This window comes from Maribacter spongiicola, assembly GCF_052119685.1.
In the GTDB taxonomy this organism is placed as follows: Bacteria; Bacteroidota; Bacteroidia; order Flavobacteriales; family Flavobacteriaceae; genus Maribacter; species Maribacter spongiicola_A.
The window spans coordinates 116,627-138,457 of record NZ_JBGQOO010000008.1; the positions used below are offsets into that span (position 1 = coordinate 116,627).

The 21,831-nt window shown below is 34.8% G+C and carries 15 protein-coding genes; 13 read left to right on the plus strand and 2 right to left on the minus strand.

Annotation, left to right across the window (positions count from 1 at the left end; genetic code table 11):
- The first annotated feature begins 53 nt into the window (after positions 1-53).
- The 4 genes from ACEN2N_RS13140 to ACEN2N_RS13155 all read left to right on the plus strand — a co-directional run bounded on the left by ACEN2N_RS13140 (position 54) and on the right by ACEN2N_RS13155 (position 7,619).
- Complete coding sequence (locus ACEN2N_RS13140; RefSeq protein ID WP_441824778.1) at positions 54-4,508, plus strand: translocation/assembly module TamB domain-containing protein; 4,455 nt, start codon at positions 54-56, stop codon at positions 4,506-4,508.
- Positions 4,509-4,667: 159 nt separating this feature from the next.
- Positions 4,668-5,654: a 6-phosphofructokinase gene (gene pfkA / locus ACEN2N_RS13145; protein WP_441824754.1), complete on the plus strand. Its 987-nt coding sequence runs from the start codon at positions 4,668-4,670 to the stop codon at positions 5,652-5,654.
- 24 nt (positions 5,655-5,678) lie between these two features.
- Positions 5,679-6,680, plus strand: a complete 1,002-nt coding sequence (gap, locus tag ACEN2N_RS13150) for a type I glyceraldehyde-3-phosphate dehydrogenase (protein WP_441824755.1) — start codon at positions 5,679-5,681, stop codon at positions 6,678-6,680.
- 87 nt (positions 6,681-6,767) lie between these two features.
- Positions 6,768-7,619: an N-acetylglucosamine kinase gene (locus ACEN2N_RS13155; protein WP_441824756.1), complete on the plus strand. Its 852-nt coding sequence runs from the start codon at positions 6,768-6,770 to the stop codon at positions 7,617-7,619.
- 4 nt (positions 7,620-7,623) lie between these two features.
- Here ACEN2N_RS13155 and ACEN2N_RS13160 read toward each other — a convergent pair whose 3' ends face one another.
- Positions 7,624-8,004 (minus strand): RidA family protein, encoded by a 381-nt coding sequence (locus ACEN2N_RS13160; RefSeq protein WP_441824757.1) that lies wholly within the window; start codon positions 8,002-8,004, stop codon positions 7,624-7,626.
- A gap of 19 nt (positions 8,005-8,023) precedes the next feature.
- The gene (locus tag ACEN2N_RS13165) at positions 8,024-10,708 is read right to left on the minus strand and encodes a putative LPS assembly protein LptD (RefSeq protein ID WP_441824779.1); all 2,685 of its coding nucleotides are present in this window, start codon (positions 10,706-10,708) and stop codon (positions 8,024-8,026) included.
- 179 nt (positions 10,709-10,887) lie between these two features.
- Here ACEN2N_RS13165 and ACEN2N_RS13170 point away from each other — a divergent pair, with 179 nt between their 5' ends.
- The 9 genes from ACEN2N_RS13170 to ACEN2N_RS13210 all read left to right on the plus strand — a co-directional run bounded on the left by ACEN2N_RS13170 (position 10,888) and on the right by ACEN2N_RS13210 (position 21,739).
- Positions 10,888-12,180 carry an N-acetylmuramoyl-L-alanine amidase family protein gene (locus ACEN2N_RS13170; protein WP_441824758.1) on the plus strand — a complete coding sequence of 431 codons (1,293 nt, stop codon included), beginning with the start codon at positions 10,888-10,890 and terminating at the stop codon, positions 12,178-12,180.
- Positions 12,181-12,227: 47 nt separating this feature from the next.
- A complete protein-coding gene (locus ACEN2N_RS13175) occupies positions 12,228-13,193 on the plus strand; it encodes an MlaD family protein (protein ID WP_441824759.1) in 966 nt (321 codons plus the stop codon).
- A gap of 15 nt (positions 13,194-13,208) precedes the next feature.
- A complete protein-coding gene (locus ACEN2N_RS13180) occupies positions 13,209-14,534 on the plus strand; it encodes a 4Fe-4S dicluster domain-containing protein (RefSeq protein ID WP_441824760.1) in 1,326 nt (441 codons plus the stop codon).
- A gap of 8 nt (positions 14,535-14,542) precedes the next feature.
- Positions 14,543-15,334, plus strand: a complete 792-nt coding sequence (locus ACEN2N_RS13185) for a (Fe-S)-binding protein (RefSeq protein WP_441824761.1) — start codon at positions 14,543-14,545, stop codon at positions 15,332-15,334.
- A gap of 18 nt (positions 15,335-15,352) precedes the next feature.
- Entirely contained in the window at positions 15,353-15,835 is a 483-nt protein-coding gene (locus ACEN2N_RS13190; RefSeq protein ID WP_441824762.1) for an ABC transporter ATPase, read from the plus strand.
- Between the two features lie 94 nt (positions 15,836-15,929).
- Positions 15,930-18,839: a glycoside hydrolase family 3 N-terminal domain-containing protein gene (locus ACEN2N_RS13195; protein ID WP_441824763.1), complete on the plus strand. Its 2,910-nt coding sequence runs from the start codon at positions 15,930-15,932 to the stop codon at positions 18,837-18,839.
- Positions 18,840-18,858: 19 nt separating this feature from the next.
- Positions 18,859-19,998, plus strand: coding sequence for an N-acetyl-alpha-D-glucosaminyl L-malate synthase BshA (bshA, locus tag ACEN2N_RS13200; RefSeq protein ID WP_441824764.1), 1,140 nt, complete (start codon positions 18,859-18,861; stop codon positions 19,996-19,998).
- Complete coding sequence (locus ACEN2N_RS13205; RefSeq protein WP_441824765.1) at positions 19,991-20,437, plus strand: hypothetical protein; 447 nt, start codon at positions 19,991-19,993, stop codon at positions 20,435-20,437. Before bshA ends, ACEN2N_RS13205 begins: the two co-directional genes overlap by 8 nt.
- Positions 20,438-20,557: 120 nt before the next feature.
- Positions 20,558-21,739: an OmpA family protein gene (locus ACEN2N_RS13210; protein ID WP_441824766.1), complete on the plus strand. Its 1,182-nt coding sequence runs from the start codon at positions 20,558-20,560 to the stop codon at positions 21,737-21,739.
- Positions 21,740-21,831 lie beyond the last annotated feature (92 nt).

Here is a 21,831-nt window from a genome sequence, read left to right on the forward strand (position 1 = left end):
AAAATTTGAATAACAAAGGTAAAACATAAAGACCTATCAAAAAACTGAGAAAAATATTGGTTAGAACATTATTGGTGCTTTTGCTGATATGTGTTTTGGGTACCATCATTTTTTCATTGCCAGTGGTTCAGACCTTACTGGCACAGTTTGCTACGAAAAAAATTAACAAACAATATGGCACTCACATAAACATAGAACGCCTAAAAGTTTCACTAATTTCTTGGAATACATCTCTTGAAGGAGTTTTTATAGAAGATTATAAACAAGATACTTTATTTTATGTTAATGAACTGAAAACTTCAATTTTAAGTATAAATAATTTAGCGCAGGGTATATTGGAGTTTGGCGACATTTCTGTCGATGAGCTAAACTTTAATCTTAAAACCTATTTCGGCGAAAGGAATACGAATCTTGAGGTTTTTGTAGATAAGCTTGATGATGGTAAGCCGAGGGAGCCAGGCACGCCGCCTTTTAGGTTGTCTTCGTCTCATATTGACATCTTAAAAAGCAAGTTTAAATACATTGACGAAAATTTAGAGAATACGACCGTTTTAAATTTTGATAGCCTTAATATTAGTGCTGGCGATTTTTTAATTCTCGGGCCCGAGGTTTCTACCGATATTCAAGAAATGTCTTTCTATAGTAATAGGGGTTTAAAAGTAGATAGGTTGGCCACTAATTTTAAGTACACGAAGCAGCAAATGCGCTTCGATTCTTTGAAAATAAAAACGCCACTTTCTGCTATAGATGGTAATTTGATATTTAATTATAACCGCGAAGATTTTGCCGACTTCTTGAATAAAGTAAATGTTGTAGCAGAATTTAAAGAGTCTAAAGTGGCTTTTGATGAAATCAACTTACTGTACAATGAATTTGGCAAGGGAAAAGAAGTAACTTTTAATGCTAATGTTAACGGCGTTCTAAATGATTTGAATACCGATAATCTATTCTTATTATCTGATGATACGGGTATTCGTGGCGACTTTAATTTTAAAAATTTATTCAGTAAGCAAAAACCATTTAGCTTAAATGCTCAAATGAAGAATGTAACGAGCAGTTACTATCAATTAAATGCCTTATTGCCTAATTTAATTGGAAATTCGTTACCGTCTACCTTTAGTAAATTAGGGCAGTTTACTATAAGGGGAAATGCCTTTATTACTAATTCTTCTATAGATACTAAGGTCAATTTAAATACTGCCGTGGGTAGTAGCTATGTTGATATTGTTTTAAGTGATTTTAATAGCATCGATAATGCAACTTATAAAGGTTTTATCTCTTTGATCGATTTTGATTTAGGTGATTTTGCTGAAAATAAAAATTTAGGGAAAACAACGTTAGATTTTAATGTGGAAGGAAAAGGTTTCGTAAAAGAGAAATTGAATACCGAAGTTATTGGGCAGATATATTCTATTGAATTCAATAATTATAATTATCAAGATTTAAGGGTTTCAGGTGTAATTAAAGACCAATTATTCGATGGGTCATTGGTAAGTAATGACGAAAACTTGAAATTTGACTTCAAAGGTCTTGCCAATGTAGCAGAAACTAGAAATAATTTCAACTTTATTGCATCTGTTGACTACGCAGATCTAAAAAAATTAAATTTTATAAATGATAGTGTTTCTGTATTTAAAGGAAATGTTAGTATGGATATTACCGGTACAACATTAGACAACATCATCGGTGATATCAATTTTACCCAAACAAGCTATCAAAATGTAAATGACACGTATTATTTTGAAGATTTTGAGGTGACCTCAAGTTTCGATGAAGATCAGGATCGTACCATAAATATAAATTCCCCAGATATTATTACCGGCTTTATGAAGGGTAATTTTAAGGTGCGAGAATTGGGTAAACTTGTGCAAAACTCATTAGGTAGTATTTATACAAACTATAGACCTTTTCAAATTTCTGACGGACAGAATCTTTCTTTCAATTTTAAAATTTATAATAAAATTGTAGATGTATTTTTTCCAGAGGTGCGTTTCGATCCCAACACTTTTATAAAAGGTAATATTGTTGCAGATGAAGGTGATTTTAAATTAAATTTTGAGTCGCCAAGTATAGAAGCTTTTGGTACCGCTGCCGAAAATATAGAAGTCAGAATTGATAATAAGAATCCGCTATTCAATACATTCGTTTCTGTAGGTGAGCTAGATACACCTTATTATAATTTTAAAGATTTTAATCTGATCAACACCACCTTAAAAGATACCTTATTCTTTAGGTCTGAGTTTAAAGGAGGTAGTGATTTTAATGATTCTTATAATCTGAATTTTTACCACACCTTTAATAAGGACAATAAGTCTGTTATTGGTCTTAAAACATCCGATGTCAATTTTAAAGGTAACAAATGGGTGTTGAACAAAGATGGTGACTCTAAAAATAAGGTCATCTTAAATAGAGCTCTTGATAGTATTACAATTCAAGAAATTGTAATGAACAATGAAGAGAAAGAGCAAATTAGGTTAAAAGGGCAGCTGGCAGATTCTACATACAAGGATCTTCAGCTTCAATTCAAAATAGTATCCTTAGATAAGATTACACCAGTTATTGACAGTCTTAAATTGCAAGGCGAGGTTAACGGTACCTTAAATGTATTACAGAAAGACGGCATCTATTTGCCATCGTCGAATCTGAATATCGATAATTTCGGTATTAATGATATCCCTCTTGGTGACCTGGTTATCAATATTATTGGTAATAAAGATTTATCAGAGTTTCAAGTCAATTCTCAATTATCAGATAATAAAGTCGAAAAATTCAGTGTTGTAGGTAGTATTGATAATAAAGGTGATGTACCGAAAGCAAATCTTATTGCCAACTTTAATAATTTCGGATTAGAACCCTTTAGTCCCTTAGGTGAAGGCGTAATCGATAATATACGAGGCGATATCGATGGTAGGGTCAAGATTGAAGGCAATGTGGATAACCCTATTTTCAACGGACTATTAACTTTAGACAATGCTGGAATTGCTGTGCCTTATTTAAACGTCGATTATAGCTTTGCCCCGCAATCAAGAGTATTACTTAAAGATCAGACTTTTGATTTTGATAATATAGCCTTAGAAGATGTTGCAAAAGGTACCAGAGCAAATTTAGATGGTACCATTACCCATAGTTTCTTTAAAGATTGGGTGTTAGATTTATATGTCGATACTAAAAACGACAGATTTTTAATTCTAAATACCGAATTTAAAGAAGGTGATCTATATTACGGTACGGGATATTTAAATGGAACAGGGCGAATTTTTGGACCTACAACTGCACTCAATATCACCGTAGACGGGGCTACGGCAAAAGGTACTTCGTTGAAAATTCCTTTAAGCGACGTTGCTAGTGTGGGCGATTATTCGTTCATCAATTTTATAGAGAAAAACGATAAAAAAAGATTAGAAAGTCAGCGTCAATTAAAAGATTATCAGGGGCTAGAGCTAGAATTTAACTTAGATGTTACACCTGATGCCGAGATTGAAATTGTTACAGATACCAAAACAGGAAGCTCTTTAAAAGGTACGGGAGTTGGTATTATTTTGATACAGATCAATACCAATGGTAAATTTGAAATGTATGGTGATTATGTTGTAGTGACGGGGGAGTTTAATTATAAATTCGGCGGTATAATAGACAAAAAATTTAATGTGGAACCTGGTGGAACCATCAACTGGGATCAAAAGCCATTGGAGGCGCTTTTAGATATGGAGGCGGTATATTCATTAAATGCAAACCCTGCACCTTTGCTTGATGATGCCGGATTTACACGTAGAATACCCACAGACGTTATTATCAGTTTAACAGGGCAACTTCAAAAACCAGATATAGATTTCGGCATCGATTTTCCGGGTACAAGTTCTATTGTAAAGTCTGAATTAGAATATCGATTACAGGATCCAACGGTAGAAGAGAAGAATGCCATATTTTTATTGGCACAGGGTACATTCGTTAATTCTCAAAGTGGTATTAATCAGCAAGCCATAACCGGTAACTTGGTTCAAAGTGCCTCAAGTATTTTAAACTCGATTCTAAGTGGTGGTAATGATAAATTTAACTTAGGGCTATCTTATGAACAAGGTATTTTAGATAGATCATCAGATATAGAAACCGATGATCGCATCGGTGTAACGGTATCTACTCAGATATCCGATAGAATATTATTTAATGGCAAAGTAGGTGTGCCGGTCGGTGCATCTAGTGAAACTTTGGTAGCAGGCGATTTTGAAATACAGGTATTATTAAATGAACAAGGTACTCTAAGCGCCAATTTCTTTAGTAGACAGAGCGAAATACAGGCTTATTTGTCTGATCAGCAAGGTTCGACCCAAGGGGCCGGTTTATCTTATGAAGTAGATTTTAATAATTTCAAAGAACTTTTTCAGAAAATTCTGGCTACGAAGCCACTTAAGAAAGAAGAACCTGTAAAAAAAGCTGAAACCCCATCTTCTGTCATGGGTAATGATAGTTTAATTCGTTTTTACGATAAGCCAAAATCATTAAATCAGTAAGCAATCAAATGCATTATTGTAAATAAATAACGAATTTTAAGAATAAGACTGGTAATATGCTATTGCGAAATCCTTTTCGTTGATTTTTTCTTAAAATGCGACTGATCTCTATTCTCTTTTTGCATAAGATTTCTTACTTTCGTTGGCTTAAATTGTTCAATGTCTTCAGAAATAAAAAAAATAGCGGTACTGACTTCAGGAGGTGATTCACCAGGTATGAATGCAGCCATAAGATCAGTTGTTCGTACTTGTGCCTACTTGAAGGTAGATTGTGTAGGAATCTATAGAGGGTATCAAGGTATGATAGAGGGAGATTTTAAATCTATGGATGCCCGTAGTGTAAACAACATTATCAATAAAGGTGGCACTATACTTAAGTCTGCCCGTTGCGATGATTTTAGAACCCCAGAAGGTAGAAAAACAGCGCACGAGAATTTACTTAAAGCAGGTATAGACGCATTTGTAGTAATTGGAGGTGACGGTAGTTTTACAGGTGCCATGATTTTTAATAGGGAATATAATTTTCCTGTTATTGGTATACCTGGTACTATAGATAACGATATTTTCGGTACAACATTTACACTAGGTTTTGACACCGCTTTAAATACGGTGGTAGAATGTATTGATAAAATTAGAGATACGGCCAGTTCGCATAACAGACTTTTCTTCGTTGAAGTAATGGGGAGAGATGTTGGGCATATTGCCTTGAATGCAGGTGTAGGTGCTGGTGCAGAAGAAATTCTAATTCCTGAAGAGAATTTAGGATTAGATAGATTGCTTGAGTCTTTAAAAAGAAGTAAAGAATCGGGCAAATCTTCTAGTATCGTAATAGTAGCTGAAGGTGATAAGTCTGGTAAGAACGTATTTGAACTTAAAGAATACGTTGAAGAACATTTACCAATTTATGATGTTCGTGTATCTGTTTTGGGGCATATGCAAAGAGGTGGTGCGCCATCTTGTTATGATCGCGTACTAGCTAGTAGAATGGGAGTAAAGGCTGTGGAAGCTTTGTTAGAGGGGAAAACTAACCTAATGGTTGGTATTCAAGACAACAAACTGACATTGACGCCTATTAATAAAGCAATCAAAGGACATACTAAGATTGATAAGGAACTTATTAGAGTTTCAGAAATAATGACTACATAATATTAAATAATAAAAATAGAGAAAATGTCAAATTTGAAAATAGGAATAAACGGTTTTGGTAGAATAGGTAGATTGGTCTTCAGAACAACTGTAAAACGTGGTGATGTTGATGTAGTGGCTATCAACGATTTATTAGATGTTGAGCACTTAGCTTATTTGTTGAAGTATGATTCGGTTCACGGAAAATTCGACGGTACTGTTGAAGTAAAAGATGGTCACTTAATCGTAAACGGTAAAACAGTACGTATTACTGCAGAGAGAGATCCTAAGAATTGTAAGTGGGATGAAGTAGGTGCTGATACGGTTGCTGAATGTACTGGTATTTTTACAACTTTAGAAACTGCTCAATATCATATTGATGGTGGTACCAAAAAGGTTGTAATTTCTGCTCCTTCTAAAGATGCTCCAATGTTTGTAGTAGGTGTAAACCACAAAGATGTTAAAGCAACTGATACTATAGTTTCTAATGCGTCTTGTACTACAAACTGTTTAGCGCCTTTAGCTAAAGTTGTTAATGATAATTTTGGTATCGAAGAAGCTTTAATGACTACGGTTCATGCAACTACTGCAACACAAATGACTGTTGATGGTCCTTCTAGAAAAGACTGGAGAGGTGGTAGAAGCGCAATGTTAAATATTATACCTGCATCTACAGGTGCTGCTGTAGCGGTAACGAAGGTAATACCAGCATTGATAGGAAAACTTACTGGTATGGCTTTTAGAGTGCCAACTGCCGATGTTTCTGTTGTAGATTTAACCGTGAAAGTTAAAAAAGCAACTTCTTTAGAAGAGATTAAAAAAGCTTTTAAAGCAGCTTCTGAAGGTGAATTAAAAGGTGTTTTAGGATATACTGAAGAGAATGTTGTTTCTCAGGATTTTATTGGTGATCCTAGAACTAGCATTTTTGATGCTGGTGCTTGTATCGAATTAAACTCTACTTTCTTCAAGTTAATATCTTGGTATGATAACGAAGCTGGTTTTTCCAATAAAATGGTAGATTTAATGCAACACGTTAATACTTTATAACCTTCATTTTAGTATAATAAAGATATATCCTGAAAATGAGGCCGTTTTTCCTTATTTTCAGGTTTATTTTTTAAAGACATTAGGCATATGATTTTAATAGTAGATAGTGGTGCAACCAAGTCAGATTGGATCGCCTTAGATGAAAATGGTGAACAACTTTTTTTTACGCAAACTCTAGGTCTTAGTCCAGAGGTATTAACTAAAGATGTAATTGAAGACCGTTTGGCTAATAATTTCGAACTTTCTAAAAACCGTGATAATGTTTCGCATCTTTATTTTTATGGAGCAGGTTGTGGAACCGATCGCATGAAATTATTCTTGAAGAATATTTTCAAAGATTTTTTCCCGAAAGCCAAGGCGGATGTCAAAGAAGATACCTATGCTGCCATATTTGCAACAACAAAAGTGGGTCAACAAGGTATCGTGTGCATTTTGGGTACAGGTTCTAATTGTAGTTACTACGATGGTAACCAGTTGTTTCAAAAAGTAACTTCACTAGGGTATATACCTATGGATGATGGTAGCGGAAATTTCTTTGGTCGTAAATTAATTCGTGACTACTATTTTCATAAAATGCCTGCAGATCTAGCGCATAAATTTGCTGCTTCTCATGATTTGGATGCCGATGTTATTAAAGAGAATTTGTACAAGCAGCCGAACCCGAATACATACTTGGCGACCTTTGCTCGTTTTTTAATCGAGAACAAAGATCACCCGTATTCTAAAGGAGTAATTGACAAAGGCTTTCAACAATTTATTAATAACTACGTAATGCAATTTGAATTGGCGACAAAGGTGCCAATTAATTTTGTAGGTAGTATTGCACATTATCTAAGAGATGAATTAACTTCAGTACTACTTAGAAATGACTTAATCGTTGGTGTTATTAGACAAAGACCTATTGAAGGTTTAGTCGATTTTCACCGATCTAATATGTAATATCTTATTTTACGGCGATCATAGAGATTTCAACATTTACAAACTTAGGTAAATTTGCAACTTCTACAGTTTCTCTAGCCGGTGCGGTTTCCGCATTAAAATAAGAAGCATATACTTCGTTTACTTCAGTGAACTGGTTCATGTCACTAAGAAATATAGACGACTTCACAACATGTTCAAAGGTCATTTCAGCTTCGGTTAAAATGGCCTTTAAATTTTCCATAGACTGCTTAGTTTCTAATTTAATATCTCCAGAAATCAATTCTCCGTTTTTAGGATTTAATGGAATTTGACCAGAAATATATAAAGTTCCGTTGCTTAAAATTGCTTGATTGTATGGTCCTATAGGTGATGGAGCATTCTCGGTATTGATAATTTTTTTCATGTTCGATAAAATTTAGATGTTAGTTTTGGCTTCTATTCTCCCACTTAAGGTCTTTAAGTATCGAAGAGTCTATACCGATAAAGAAATACCATCTTTTATAGGTTCCGAAGGGAGTCCAGTTAAAGCGCATGGTAAAACTTTTTAAATCTCTCTGAAAACGTAATTGAGTTAATGTGAACCCTTGGTTTTTAAAATCGTAACCAGACGAGCCTCCGACAGACCATCTTGGTGCAAGTTCTATATCTCCCGAAAACATTAATGAGTGACTGCTAAATTCATTTTGGCGTGCCGAATTGCTGTAATTGGCGGAATAGGCCAGTCTAAAATTCCAAGGTATTTTGGTGCCGAATATGGGGTTTTCTACATCAGAGTTCTTTTCATCTTTTCTAACTGGGTTAGAATTGAAATCATCGGCTCTACCAAAAAGATCATCATCTCTACCGCCACTTTGCGCTACATAATCGAAAGGGTCATCATCTTCGTCTTCATCTCTATCCTTGTCATCTTTCTTACCGAACATCTCGCTACTAATGGAATATGAAACGTTGGCATTTGCTCTGGTAAGTCTAAAAAGGCTTCCGCCATTATCGATATTAAAAGTATTTATTCTTGTTCCGTTGTTATCAATTGCATAAGGATCTAAGCCAGCAGAGAAGTTAATAGACATCTTGTTGTCTAGAATGTTTGTACCTCCATTTATACTTAATGGATTAAGTCGAAGTGAATCCGATTCAAAATTATATCCCGTAGAAATATTGAAGTTGCTTAGTAATGATATTTTTTTAGGTTCAATTTTGGTAGAATCCTTATCTCTTACCTTTGCTTCTAATGTATTCGCTAAAGAGAAGCTTAAGCTGTTAGATTTACCTAAAGACGGAGCTCCGTTTAGTGTTCCTTGAAAGCGGCTGTATTGAACTTCAACATCATCACCAATAAGATATTCATCATAAAACTGTTCAAATGATGGTGCATAGCCATAGCTTAAAGATGGTCTTAAAGTATGTCTAATTGCCTGTATTTTTTTGTCTTCACCTAAATTAAAAGTTCCATAAAGGGTGGTACCTACACTCGCACTAAAGTTGTAAGTGTTATAGCGATCAAAACCGCTTATTGTATCTCTCACTACTGACCCTGTATCTGCATCAAAACGCTGATTGTAGGTTTCTAAAGACCATACATCTTCGTAATTACCGCCAACACTAACACTGAAAAATTTAGCTACCTTAAAATTGGTAGCAATAGGTATACTATGACTAACACCTGCACGAGCATTGTCGAACATTTTTGTTGTTAAAAAATCTGTATCGTTGGTGGTCAATCTGTTTTGTGCGTTTACACTATACTGAAAATTGATATTATCGATAATTCCCTTTTTTATACCGTCTCGTTTTACAAAAGGGTAAATACGCTCTACACTTGCTTGAAATGTTGGCAGGGTCATAGTAATGTTATCTGTGTCAGATTCAGTAGCTGTTGCTGAAGTTAATTGCGAATGTGTAGCCGTTAAACTCATATTCACCGACGGATAATTGGGAAACGTTTTTGAATATGAAATGGAAGATGATAATGTGTTGTTCTGTGTGTTGGGTAAATTTCGTTGTTGTAATGAATTTCTATAATACTCACTACTACCCAAGTTTACAGATGCTGAAAATCGTGAATTCGGACTAGATTTCGTATCCTGCGAATGTGAAAATTGAATGTTATAATTTTCTAACAAACTGTAGTCGCTAAATCCTTTTTGACTATTAACTTGATTTTCATATCTCAGGTTTACATTTCCTCGGTATTTATATCGTTTTGTGTAAATTGATGCCGTCCTGAAGGCATAACTACCATTCGTATAAAAATCTCCAGAAAGGGTGACATCTGCATAATCTCCTAAAGGAACATAGTATCCCATGTCTTGAAGAAAGTATCCTGTATTGGGGTCATTACCAAAAGAGGGCATTAAAATACCTGCAGATCGACCCTGCGAAAGAGGGAAATAGGCAAAAGGCATAGCTATAGGTGTGGGTACATCCGCAATATATAAATTACTGAAACCGGCAATTACCTTCTTTTTAGGTACAAATTTTGCTTTTCTTACCCTTATGTAATAATCTGGGTTTATAGTGTCTGTAGATGTAGTTAGCTTTCCTTCGCTTAAAAAATAGACCGAGTCATTCTCTTTTTTTGTGATTTCAGCATAAACTTTCATAGCATCGCTGCCTAAAGCACCTGCTGCCGCTTGATGTTCTGTTCTCGAATTCCAGATTAATGCCTTTTGAGTATCAAAATTGAAGCGAATAGAATCTGGTATTACAATGTTGTCACCCTGTTTAAAATAGGGTAGTTGCGTATAATTGCCCAAAGAATCGACCATTCTACCGGCATAAACTTCGTTCTTTATATAATCCATTATAATAACACCTGCTTTAAGTTCGGTATCTTGATAATAAATTTCTGCTTCGTTGTAGAGGTAAATTTTATTTTCTTTTTGACTTAGCTTTACATAATCTTTTGCCTTATATTTTATCTTGTCAAGTAGTAAAGGCGGATTCTTGTTAACGGAGTCTGCGGCGATAGAATCATTTGCAATTGAGTCATTTACAGCGGTAGGTGGTAATAACGGCGCGATTATTGAATCTCTATCAACTTTAATAGTTAACGGTATAATTTTACCTTCTTGACCAATAGCAAAAAATGCACCGGCAAAAACCATGAATAGGAAAAGTAAGTATTGTTTGTTTGATTGCAAGGCTATATATCCTATTTTTGTAAAGGTTTAGCGGTCTAGTGAGCCGTTATTTAAGATGTCAAACTTACATATATTTTTTAATCCCTATGTAGGGTCTTACAATAAATTTAACCATTATAAGGGCGATATAATCCCCAACACATATGAAAACAAAATTCTTAAGCATTTCATTAGTTTTAACTTCAGCGTTATTACTTCTATCTTTTACGGTATCAGATGAAGAAATTAAATCTGATGATCCTTTTATTGTTGTTCTAGATGCAGGGCATGGTGGTCATGATCCAGGTAACTTGGGAAATGGTTATTTAGAGAAAAAAATAGCATTGAACATTGTATTAAAGGTGGGCGAAATTCTCTCGACCAATAAAGACATAAAAGTTATTTACACACGAAAAGATGATACGTTTATTGATCTTTATGTTAGAGGCGAGGTTGCCAATAAAGCAAATGCTGATTTGTTTGTGTCTGTTCACTGCGATTCTCACACTTCAGATGCACATGGGGCAGGTACGTTTGTATTGGGTCTTCATGCCAATAAGCAGAACTTTGAAATAGCGAAGAAAGAAAACTCCGTTATTTACCTAGAGGATAATTACGAGAATAGATATGCCGATTATGATATTAATTCTCCAGAATCTGTTATCGGATTAACTATTATGCAAGAAGAATTTTTAGATCAAAGTGTAGCTTTGGCCACTATGATTCAAGAGAATTTTTCTTCTAAATTGAAAAGAACGGATAGAAAGGTAAAGCAAGCAGGTTTTATTGTATTGCACCAAACTTTTATGCCCAGTGTTTTGGTAGAAACCGGCTTCTTAACTAATAAAGATGAAGGAGCTTATTTAAATTCAACCAAAGGTCAAAATGATATGGGTGATGCAATCGCGAAGGCGATTTTGCATTATAAAGAGGGCGTACAACCAACTGTTCGCTCTGTAGCCACTACTGTAGAGAAACCTAAGGCGCCACCAGTAAAAGAGGTCGTTGTTGAAAAGGTTGAAGAAAAGAAAGAAGTTATTATAGAGCCTCTTAAAGAAGTGGTTGCCGAAGTAGAAAAGCCAAAAGAAATTATTACTTCACCTAAAATTGAAGAGGTAAAAGAAGTGGCAGAAGTACCAGCGGTAAAAATCAAAGAAGCAATTAACGAAAAAGAAGTTGCAGAATCTATTGTATTTAAAATTCAATTGATGGCTAGTAGTAAAAACGTAGTACTTAATTCTAGTAATTTTAAAGGGCTTTCAAATCTTTCTCAAGAGCCATTTAAAAACTTGTATCGTTATATGTATGGTGAAACCAGATCGTATAGAGAGGCAAAAATGATGCAGACCCAGGCTCAAGAAAAAGGGTATTCAAGCGCATATATTGTTGCGTATAAACTAGGTGAGAGAATTCCGATTCAAGATGCGATTGACGAGGTTTCTAATTTAACACCCTAAAGTGTAAATATTATTCATAATTTTGAGAGTACTAAAAATATAATTGCTTGAAACTATCTAGAGAATTAAAAACAGGAATTATTGTTATTGGTGGCATATTACTGTTCATCATGGGATTCAGCTATTTAAAGTCAACCCCAATTTTTGATAACAGTAAAACATTTTACGCCGTCTACCCAAATGTGGGCGGGTTGCAATCTGGTACCAACGTTTCTATTAACGGCTTCGGTGTTGGTAAGGTAAACGATATCAAATTTTTAGATGAGAAAGGTAATTTGTTAGTGACCTTTACAGTAGGCAATGAATTCAAATTCTCTAAAAATAGTATCGTTGAATTATATGACACCGGTATCATAGGTGGAAAGGGGCTTCAAATCAGAACCATTTTTGATAATGAGTTTGCAAAATCTGGCGATACACTACGTACAGAGACTAGACCGGGTATTACAGACTTGGCGCAGCAAAAACTAACTCCTTTGGTACGAAAAGTAGAATCGGCAATATCTGGTGCAGATTCTGTTCTGGTCAATGTTAACTCTGTTTTAGACGAAAAGACCAAAAGAGAATTAAAAGAAGTTATCGGAGGGTTAAATGTTTTGATTACTAACTTGAATACGAGTGCTACTCAAATTAATTCTGTTTTAGATGGTAATAAAGAAAAGCTGAATAGCTCTTTCGAAAATTTTGAGCAGTTAACTGCTAATTTTGCAAAGCTTTCAGATTCTTTAAATTCTGCGGGTCTGGGTAGAACTTTGGCGAGTCTAGAATCTACAATGGCTAGTTTAGATAAAGTCACAGAAAGAATTGAGAATGGCGATGGTTCACTTGGGTTACTTATGAACGACAAAGAATTGTATGGTAACTTAAATAATGCGTCTCGCGAACTAGATTTATTATTACAAGATTTTCGTTTAAACCCCAAGAGGTATGTGAATGTTTCTGTTTTTGGTAAAAAGCAGAAAGATTATGAAGTACCTGAAGATGATCCAGCAGCAAATTCAATAGAGAAGTAAAGAAGATTAAGTTATATGCAATATCTCCCTAATATTATTTTTATAATCCTGCTGATAGTGGGTATTGGTTTCTTTGTGAAAAATGTTTCAAGGTTGAAACGAAACATTTTTTTAGGTAAAGAAGCTTTGGTAACAGACAATAAGCCACAACGTTGGAAAAATATGGCTAAGATTGCTCTCGGGCAGTCAAAAATGGTCGTGCGACCTATTGCAGGTGCCTTACATATTATAGTTTATGTTGGTTTTGTTATCATTAACATCGAAGTTCTAGAAATTATTTTAGATGGCATTTTTGGTACACACAGAATGTTTGCGGTATTGGGACCTCTTTATGATTTCTTAATAGGATCGTTTGAAGTTCTGGCATTACTAGTTATAATAGCGGTTGTTGTATTCTGGATTAGAAGAAATGTCATAAAACTAAAAAGGTTCTTTAAGCCAGAAATGGAAGGATGGCCTAAAAAAGATGGTAACCTAATTCTTTATATAGAGCTTGTTTTAATGTTTTTGTTTTTGATCATGAACGGGGCAGATTACCAATTACAACAAATGGGCGCAGAGCATTATGCCGCTGCTGGGTCTTTTCCCATTAGTAGTTTTATCGCTCCTTTATTTGAAGGGATGTCTATTTCTACATTAGTTTTAATAGAACGTACTGCTTGGTGGATGCATATTGCGGGAATTTTGTTTTTCCTTAATTACTTATACTACTCAAAACACCTGCATATTCTTTTGGCTTTCCCAAATACCTATTTTGGTAAATTGACACCAAAGGGACAATTTAGAAATTTACAGTCTGTTACAGATGAAGTTCGTATGATGATGGATCCAGATGCTGACCCTTATGCAGAACCGGCTGAAGATGCTGCAGTTCCAGATAAGTTCGGGGCATCAGACGTGCAAGATTTAAGTTGGGTACAATTGCTAAATGCATACACATGTACAGAGTGTGGTCGTTGCACTAGCGAATGTCCTGCTAATCAAACAGGTAAAAAATTATCTCCTCGTAAGATTATGATGGATACCCGTGATCGTTTAGAGGAAGTGGGTAAGAATATTGATGCTAATAATGGTGTGTTTAAAGATGACGGTAAGCAATTACTTAATAATTTTATTACACCAGAAGAATTATGGGCATGTACATCTTGTAATGCTTGTGTTGAAGCTTGCCCAATAAGTATTGATCCATTATCTATTATTATGGATATGAGACAATATTTGGTTATGGAAGAATCTGCTGCTCCTACAGATTTGAATAATATGATGGGTAATATTGAGAATAATGGAGCACCTTGGCCATTTAACCAAATGGACCGTTTAAATTGGAGTAAAGAATCTTAAAGATAGATATGGCAAGTGAATTAAAAGTGCCTACAATGGCAGAATTTTTTGCGTCGGGTACCGTGCCTGAAGTTTTGTTTTGGGTAGGTTGTGCTGGTAGTTTTGATGATAGAGCAAAGAAAATAACGAAAGCCTTCGTAAAGATTTTGAACAAGGCAAACGTTTCTTTTGCAGTACTTGGTACAGAAGAAAGTTGTACTGGTGATCCTGCCAAACGCGCAGGTAATGAGTTTTTGTTTCAGATGCAAGCAGTTACGAATATAGAAGTGCTAAACGCTTATGAAATAAAGAAAATAGTAACAGCGTGTCCGCATTGTTTTAATACGATAAAAAATGAATACCCAGGTTTAGGTGGTAATTATGAAGTAGTTCATCATACCCAATTTCTAAAAGATTTATTGACCGAAGGTAGAATTTCTATGGAAGGCGGTAACTTTAAGGGTAAACGTATTACTTTTCATGACCCATGCTATTTAGGTAGAGCAAACGGCGTATATGAGGCACCAAGAGATTTAATTCGCAAATTAGATGCCGAGCTAATAGAAATGAAAAGCTGTAAGCAAAGAGGTCTTTGTTGTGGTGCCGGTGGTGCACAAATGTTCAAGGAACCTGAAAAAGGTGATAAGGATGTCAACATTGAACGTACAGAGCAGGCTTTAGAAACTAAACCGGAAATTATTGCAGCAGGTTGTCCTTTCTGTAATACGATGATGACCGATGGTGTAAAGAATAAAGAAAAAGAAGATTCGGTTCAGGTGATGGATATTGCTGAAATGATTGCAACGGCCGAAGACTTATAATAGTTAAAAAAATAAAATTTGCTAGTAGAATTTAATACGTTACCAGAGACTGCAAGAGTTTGGATTTACCAATGTAGCAGGTCTTTTTCTGAAAGTGAAATTACTGAAATTGGGTCTGATTTAGATGCTTTTTTAACCTCGTGGACCGCACATGGTAATGATTTACAAGCTGGATACGAAATAAAATACAAGCGATTTATTGTAATCGCTCTGGATCAAACTGATCAAGGTGCTACTGGATGTTCAATAGACGCCTCTGTTCGTTTTATACAGGCTCTAGAAAAGAAGTATGATGTACTTCTATTAGATAAGATGAACGTTTCTTATAAACAAGGTGAATTTGTAGCTTACAAAAGCTTGTTAGATTTTAAAGCTATGGCAAAGCAAAAAGCTGTTTCAAAGAATACCATTGTCTTCAATAACCTAGTAACTAATAAAGGCGAATATCTTGAACATTGGGAAGTACCTGCTTCTGAGAGTTGGCATGCTCGTTTCCTTTAACATAATTTCTTCTTAAGTATCAGATTTTATTGGGTTTTATCGATGAAATGCAATAATTTCAATCCATAATAGTTATCTCAGTACATATATTTTTATGCGCTATATTTTTATTCTTATTTGTGGGTTGTTTTGCTGTTCAAGTATACTAGCTCAAAACCCTTTGGTAACCAAAGACAGTACTGCTCAACAGAGGTGGGTAGATACCCAATACGCTCAAATGAGCTTAGATCAAAAATTGGGTCAACTTTTTATGGTAAGTGTAGCTTCTAACCAAAGTAAGCAGGCTACTGATCAAATCAAAAAATTAATAGTTCAAGAGAGCTTAGGCGGTGTAATTTTTTCAAAAGGTGGTCCGGTAAAACAGGCCAAACTTACGAATGATTATCAGGCTGCTTCAAAAATTCCGTTATTAATTGGAATGGATGCCGAGTGGGGACTTTCCATGAGACTAGATTCTACCTATGCTTTCCCTTGGAATATGACCTTGGGTGCTATTCAAGATAATTCAATTGTAGAAAACGTCGGTCATCAAATTGGTAAGCATGCTAAACGATTAGGGGTGCATATCAATTTTGCTCCGGATTTAGATATCAATACAAACCCGAAAAATCCGATTATCGGCAATCGTTCTTTTGGGGAGGATAGAGATAATGTGGTTGATAAAGGAACCGCTTTCGCCCGAGGTATGGAAAGCGCAGGGGTTTTGGCAAATGGAAAACATTTTCCCGGTCATGGTGATACAGAAGTAGATTCTCATCACAATTTGCCGGTAATTCCGTTCTCAAGACAAAGACTGGATAGCTTAGAATTGTATCCGTTTAAAAAATTAATCAGTTCAGGGTTAAGCAGTATAATGGTCGCACACTTAGAGGTACCTGCACTTGAAATGAAAAAAGGGATGCCTTCTTCTTTATCGGAACAAATCATATCCGGAATTTTAAAAGAAGAATTAGGTTACGAAGGATTAATTTTTACCGATGCCCTAAATATGAAAGGGGTCTCTACAAAGGGTAAAGATGGTAGTGTTGAATTAGATGCTTTTATGGCAGGTAACGACATGTTACTAATGCCAGAAAATATTGTTAGCGCAAAAGAGAAATTAACCAAAGCTTACGAAAAAGGTAGGTTATCTGAAGAGCGATTAGCTTATTCGGTCAAAAAAATATTACAGGCAAAATATAAGGCAGGTCTTAATAGCTACAAGCCAATTCGTTTAGACAATTTGTATAAAGATTTAAATGGTCTTGAAGATGATATTATTTATGAGCAAGCTATTGAGAATGCTATTACTGTTGTTAAGAATAAGTTAGACTTACTTTCAATTAAAAATCTCGATAATAAAAAAATCGCTTATGTAAAAATGGGTGATTCACATAATGAGGCATTTGTAAAAGGATTGAAAAACTATGCAGATATCACCGTGGTCGAAGCTAGTGATATTAATACGTTAAAAACAAAACTTAAAGATTTCAATTTAATAATTGTAGGACATCACATGAGTAATGAAAGTCCGTGGAAATCTTATAAATTTTCAATTAAAGAATTAAACTGGCTACAAGAAATAGCAAGCGAACGAACTTCTAACCTTGTTTTATGTGTATTCGCAAAACCTTATGCATTAACAGATATTGATAACTTTAACGATATCGATGCAGTGGTAATGTCTTATCAGAATAGCGATATTGCACAAGAAAAAACAGCTGAAATTTTGTTTGGTGCCGTAAGTGCAACTGGTAAATTACCTGTTAGTGCCCACAAAAACTTTCCCGTGAATATCGGGGTGCAAGTTAAATCTTTAAGTAGGTTGGGCTATAGTATACCAGAACGTGTTGGAATGAGTTCTAAGGGACTAAGACGGATTGACGAGTTAATGAACGACGGGTTAGATAGTTTAATGTTTCCTGGTGGTCAGGTTCTTGTTGCTCGAAAAGGAAAGGTAATCTATCAGAAAAGTTTCGGTAAACCAACATACGATAGTAAAGAAAAAATAACCAACGATTACATATATGACTTGGCTTCTTTGACTAAAATATTAGCCACATTGCCAATGGTAATGAAAATGGAGGAAGAGGGTAGAATTGGCTTGAATAATACTTTTGAAGAGTTGGTGCCTAATTATTCTAATACCGAAATTAAAAATGTTACGGTATTAAAAGCACTTTCACATTATGGGCGTTTGCCTGCATGGATTCCTTTTTACATCAATACGCTAGATGAAAATAAAAAGCCATCTGGTGAATTTTATAGAAATTCGCCATTACCAGATTTTTCCACAAAAGTGTATGATAATCTGTACTTAGCAGATGCATACAAAGATTCTATTTACAATAGAATAGGGAGACAAGATTTAAAGTCAAATAGATACCGTTATAGCGACGTTCCTTATTATGTAATGAAAAAGGTTGTTGAAGAGAGTTACGGGCAAAGGTTAGACGCTTTGTCAAACAATTTTCTGTACAATAGAATTGGGGCAAACCATACCTCATATAATCCTTTAGATAAATTTGATAAGAACATGATTGTTCCTTCAGAGGAAGATGATTATTATAGATATGGTACCGTACAAGGTTATGTTCATGATATGGGTGCAGCTATGCAAGCTGGTGTAGGCGGTCATGCCGGACTTTTTAGTAACTCTAATGATGTCGCCAAGATTATGCAAATGTATCTTCAAGACGGGTATTATGGCGGCACTAAATTTTTCGATTCGCGAACAGTAAAAAAATTTAACACTTGTTATTTCTGTGACAATAATGTGCGTAGGGGAGTAGGTTTCGATAAGCCACAGTTACAACATAGCGGTCCGACTTGTGGTTGTGTATCAAGAAAAAGTTTCGGACATAGTGGTTTTACCGGAACATATACTTGGGCAGATCCAGAAGAAGAAATTGTCTACGTATTTTTATCTAACAGAACATATCCATCTGCATCGAACACACTTTTAGTTAAATCTGGGTTAAGAACTAGAATTCAACAGGCTATTTACGATTCAATTCTGAATTAAAAAAGGTAGTTTTGTTGTAATGAAAATAGCAATAGTATGTTACCCTACCTTTGGTGGTAGTGGTGTAGTCGCAACAGAATTAGGAATTGCATTGGCGAATAGAGGTCATGAGATTCATTTTATTACCTACAAGCAACCTGTTCGTTTAGAGTTGTTAAGTAATAAAATATTCTTTCATGAAGTTCATGTGCCAGAATATCCACTATTTCATTATCAGCCTTATGAACTTGCATTATCTAGTAAGTTGGTTGATACCATAAAGCTTCATAAGATCGATCTTTTACATGTTCATTATGCTATACCTCATGCGTATGCTGGCTATATGGCAAAGAAAATGTTAGAAGAAGAAGGTATCTATGTGCCAATGATTACAACATTACATGGTACCGATATCACTTTGGTGGGTAAACATCCTTTCTACAAACCTGCAGTTACTTTTAGTATTAATCAGTCTGATGTGGTTACTTCAGTTTCTGAAAGTTTGAAAAAAGGTACTTTAGATACTTTTGACATCAAAGGTGAAATTGAAGTTATACCCAACTTTATCGATGCCAAAAAATACAGTACTTCTTTTACCGATTGCCAAAGGTCTAACATGGCAACTGAAGGCGAGCGCATAGTGACGCATATAAGTAACTTTAGAAAAGTAAAACGTATACCTGATGTAATTAAAATTTTCAGTAAAATTCAACTTCAAATTCCTTCAAAACTTATTATGGTAGGTGAAGGACCTGAGAAAGAAGGTGCTGAGCGTTTATGCGAAGAATTAGGTATATCAGATAAGGTGATATTTTTAGGGAATAGTAATGAGATCGATAAGATTTTATGCTTTTCAGATTTATTTCTATTACCATCAGAATCAGAAAGTTTCGGACTAGCGGCTCTTGAGGCAATGATAAATAAAGTTCCAGTTATTTCTAGTAATGCTGGTGGTATACCAGAGGTAAATACCGAAGGCGTAAGTGGATTTTTAAGTGATGTTGGTGATATCAACGATATGGCCGCAAAAGCAATTACCATTTTAAAGAATGATAGCGTCTTAGAAAGATTCAAACTTAATGCCTTAAAAGAAGCACAGCGTTTTGATATTCAAAAAGTGGTTCCGCTTTACGAAGAAGTATATGAAAGGGCTTATAAAGGAAGATTCAAAAATGTTTAAATATTTTACTTGTTTTTTTCTATTAGCTATAATTCAACTGAATTCTTGTAAGAGCGCTGCTCAAAGTAGCTTGCAAGAATCTAATGATACGGATATGGAACTTATTTTAAATGAGAATTATAGTGGCTTTGAGCAAGAGGAGTATCTTTTAATTAAAAATCAAAAAGAATTAAACGCTTTTTACGGTAAAATAAACCGGACCAGAAAACCTGGATTGACTCCGCCTTCAATAGATTTTAACACCGATATGATTCTTATTTGGTGTGGCGATAGTACAGCTTCTAATTATGCTGATTTTCAGTTGAACGAAAAAGGTGATTACTTGGAAGTGCATAAGTTGAAGGCTACAGCATCAAAAGAAGAAAATACTTTTATTGTGAGTCCTTTCAGTATGTACAAGCTGCCTTTAAGTATAAAAACTCTTAAAATTATAAAGTAATTAGTCGATTATTATTCTACATTCAACTAACGAACGATTTTAATTGCTGTACATGGTAATTATTTGTCAACTTCCTGATCTACAACTAATTTTACATTTTATAAACCCAAATTTTATATTATGAAAACGGCTAAAATTTTTAGTTTATTATTAATTCTCATGGTATCTTCTATAACCTTTGCTCAAGATGAACTTCAAATCACGGCAAAAGATAGTATTGTACAGAGCTCTTGGATTTTCGGTGTCGGTTTAAACGCTGTAGATGATTCAGGTAATGTTTTTGACGGTATTTTTAATGTAGGTGAAGAATGGAATATTGTTCCTTTTCCATCGAGAGTAAGTATTGGTAGATATTTTAAAAGTGGACTTGGTCTAGAAGCTATTGGAACCTATAACCAATATAAAGAAGGTAATATTATTGATGCTGCTGTTATTACTGAAAATATCAGTTATTTTGGAATCGATGGTAGAGTAACTTATGATATTAATAAGATTATTGGTCAGACAGGTTGGTTTGATCCCTATGTAGGTATTGGTGCTGGGTATACAGATGCAAATAGTAAAGGTAGAGGTACTTATAATGCAGTTGTCGGCTTTAGAACATGGTTTTCGGATCGTTGGGGATTAGATTTTAACTCTACAGGTAAATGGGCTATGAGCCAAGGTGAAGGCGCCACCAACCATATACAACATGCAGCGGGAGTTGTTTACCAATTCGGTATTGAAAAAGGGCTTTCTAAACGAGGAGAGGAAAAACTAGAGCTTTTAGCAGCTATCGAAAAAGAAAAGCAACGTCAAAGAGATTCTATTAATGAAGTTAACCGTTTAAAGGACGAACTGTTATTGGCAGAGCGACTTAAAAAACAACAGGAGGAAGATGCATTGGCTGCTGCTGAGAAAGCTAAAGTAGATGCGATAAATAAGCGTAAGACAGAAATTAAGTCGAGAATTGAGAATTTAGGAAATGTATATTTTGGATTAAATTCATCAGTTGTTACTTCTTCATCTAAAAAGGTGTTAGACTCTTTAGCGCAGGTTTTAGAAGAAATACCAACATTAACTTTAAAAATTACTTCCCATACCGATTCTCGAGGAACCTCGAAATATAATGACTGGCTATCACAGCGAAGAGTCGATAAAACAAAAGACTACCTAGTGTCTAAAGGAGTATCTGCCGATAAGTTGACAACAGAAGCTTATGGTGAAACCCAGCTATTAAACGAGTGTGATGACAATACTTATTGTCCAGAAGAAAAGCATGCAGTTAACAGACGTTCTGAGTTTGTGATATTAGAATTTTAATAAGAATACATCATATATAAAGCCCCTTTAGTTATTACTAAAGTGGCTTTTTTTTATAACTAATGGAGAAATTTAATGTAGTTTTTAAAATA